We start from the raw sequence: 2635 nt of genomic DNA, 5'->3' as shown, positions 1-2635 counted from the left end.
GCCAGTGCTGCCTCGGTACCGGCATGACCGCCGCCGATGACGATCACTTCAAAACGGGAAGGGAAATCCACCACGCACCTCGTGCCTGCTTAAGTAGGTAATTCAGGAATAGTTTGAGCTCAGGTTTTTGCACCTGGTCGACAAGTATAGGGACTTCGCCCTTCCTAAAGAACCCTTTGCACAAAATTTAACCAGCTGTGGAGAAGTCGCGGTTATAGAAATTAAAAAGAGAGAAATTTATTAAATCTTTGTTTTTATGTTTATTTCTACTGACCAAGGTTTCTGTGGATAGATTGCTACAGGCCTTTATTATCAATATGTACAGCGATTCAAAACCCTGTGGTCATGTACCAGGGAGGCCCTTGGATAACCGGTGTAAGCCTGTGGATTAAAGTACCTGTTATCCACAGAGGGTTTTTTCTTCAGTTTTCAGGCCCTGTTATCAACTGCCCTTAGCCGCTGTTATTCACAGGGCTTAGTCCACAGAAAAGGCTGCCAAAAGTAAAAGACAGACACGCAAATTCCGCACAAGCAGTCAGAAAAACCGCTCAGCACTCATCGATAGGCAATGAAAAGGAAAAAAAAGACAGGCGCGGATGGCCTGTCTGTGGACAACGAGGGGAGTTACTTGCCGATGCAAAAACTGGAGAAGATGCGACCCAACAGGTCATCGGAACTGAACGCGCCAGTGATTTCACCCAAGGATTGCTGGGCCTGACGCAAATCTTCGGCGAGCAGTTCACCCGCCCCCGCCAGCGTTAGCTGTGCGCGGCCGTGTTCGAGCGCGGCACTGGCATGACCCAGCGCCTCAAGATGGCGTCTGCGGGCACTGAAACTGCTTTCCGACGTCTGTTCATAACCCATGCATGCCTTGAGATGATCGCGAAGAAGCTCCAGGCCATTGCCAGCGGTTTTTGCACTCAGGCTGATGGTGACATGCCCATCCTCACTGACTTCCAGCGCAATGGCTTCGCCGGTCAGATCCGCCTTGTTGCGGATCAGCGTAACCTTTGCCGGGTCTGGCCGGGTCTCGAGGAATTCCGGCCACAAAGCGAAGGGATCGAGCGCTTCCGGGGCCGTCGCATCCACCACCAGCAGTACGCGATCGGCTTCGCCAATGGCTTTCAATGCCCGTTCAACGCCAATCTTTTCCACATGATCGTCGGTATCTCGCAAGCCAGCGGTGTCGACCACATGCAACGGCATCCCATCGATGTGGATATGTTCGCGAAGAACGTCCCGGGTGGTGCCGGCGATCTCGGTGACAATGGCAGCTTCCCGGCCGGCCAACGCATTGAGCAGGCTGGACTTACCGGCATTTGGTCGGCCGGCAATCACTACCGTCATGCCATCGCGCAACAACGCACCTTGTCCGGCTTCGCGCACAACGGTGGATAACTCTTCACGGACTTTATCGAGCATGCTCAGAACGTGGCCATCAGCCAGGAAGTCGATTTCTTCTTCGGGGAAGTCGATGGCGGCTTCGACATAAATCCGCAGGCTGATCAGCTGCTCGGTGAGGTTATGCACACGTGTGGAAAAAGCACCTTGCAAGGAACGCAGAGCATTTCGGGCGGCCTGTGCAGAACTGGCTTCAATCAAGTCGGCGATGGCTTCAGCCTGCGCCAGATCGAGTTTGTCATTGAGGAATGCGCGCTCGCTGAATTCGCCTGGTCGAGCCAGGCGGCAACCCAGTTGCACACACCGCTGCAGCAGCATATCCAGAACAATCGGCCCGCCATGTCCCTGGAGTTCCAGGACATCTTCACCCGTGAAGGAATTCGGTCCCGGAAAATACATAGCGATTCCCTGATCCAATACCTCGTCGTTTTCACTGAGAAACGGACCGTAATGAGCGAATCGCGGTTTCAAATCGCGACCACAGAAGGCCTTGGCGGCAATACTCGCCAATGGCCCGGAAATACGAACGATGCCAACCCCGCCTCGACCCTGGGCAGTAGCGACGGCGGCGATGGTTTCACGAGGAGCGTTCATGAACCGGTATCCAGACAAAAGTGACAGATAGCAAAACGCCCCACTAGGGGGCGTTTTGAGTGGTTATCCACAGAGCAAGTTACGCCTCGGCTTTTTTGCTAGCCGCTTCGATCTTACGCGTGATGTACCACTGTTGGGCAATCGACAATACGTTGTTCACTACCCAGTACAGCACGAGACCGGCCGGGAACCACAGGAAGAAGAAGGTGAAGATGATTGGCATCATTTTCATCACCTTCGCCTGCATCGGATCCGGAGGCGTCGGGTTCAGCTGCTGCTGGATGAACATGGTTGCACCCATGATGATCGGCAGAATGAAGAACGGATCCTTGATCGACAGGTCAGTGATCCACAGCATGAACGGCGCTTGGCGCATTTCAACGCTTTCGAGCAGAACCCAGTACAACGACAGGAAAACCGGCATCTGCACGAGGATTGGCAAGCAACCACCCAGCGGATTGATCTTCTCTTTCTTGTACAGCTCCATCATGGCTTGCGACATTTTCTGCCGGTCATCGCCATGTTGCTCTTTCAGCGCAGCCAGTTTCGGTGCCACTGCACGCATGCGCGCCATGGATTTGTAACTGGCAGCCGACAGCGGGAAGAAAATCCCTTTGATCAGCATGGTCAGGAAGATGAT

2 protein-coding genes are annotated in these 2635 nt (G+C 53.8%); both read right to left on the bottom strand.

Features of this window, described 5'->3' with window-relative positions; translation table 11 throughout:
- Nucleotides 1-624: 624 nt before the first annotated feature.
- Nucleotides 625-1995 carry a tRNA uridine-5-carboxymethylaminomethyl(34) synthesis GTPase MnmE gene (gene mnmE / locus D8V06_RS01565; RefSeq protein ID WP_130930313.1) on the bottom strand — a complete coding sequence of 457 codons (1371 nt, stop codon included), beginning with the start codon at nucleotides 1993-1995 and terminating at the stop codon, nucleotides 625-627.
- 79 nt (nucleotides 1996-2074) lie between these two features.
- Nucleotides 2075-2635: membrane protein insertase YidC (gene yidC / locus D8V06_RS01560; RefSeq protein WP_130907603.1), on the bottom strand; the 561-nt coding region annotated here is incomplete at its 5' end.

The organism is Pseudomonas sp. Sample_24 (assembly GCF_004307605.1).
Taxonomy (GTDB): Bacteria; Pseudomonadota; Gammaproteobacteria; order Pseudomonadales; family Pseudomonadaceae; genus Aquipseudomonas.
Note: the sequence above shows the minus strand (reverse complement) of the source record. Positions and strands in the feature narration are given on the sequence as shown.

What these genes read in the sequence shown, in the direction of transcription:
- mnmE (WP_130930313.1), bottom strand. Translation starts at nt 1,995, where the DNA reads ATGAACGCTCCTCGTGAAACCATCGCCGCCGTCGCTACTGCCCAGGGT.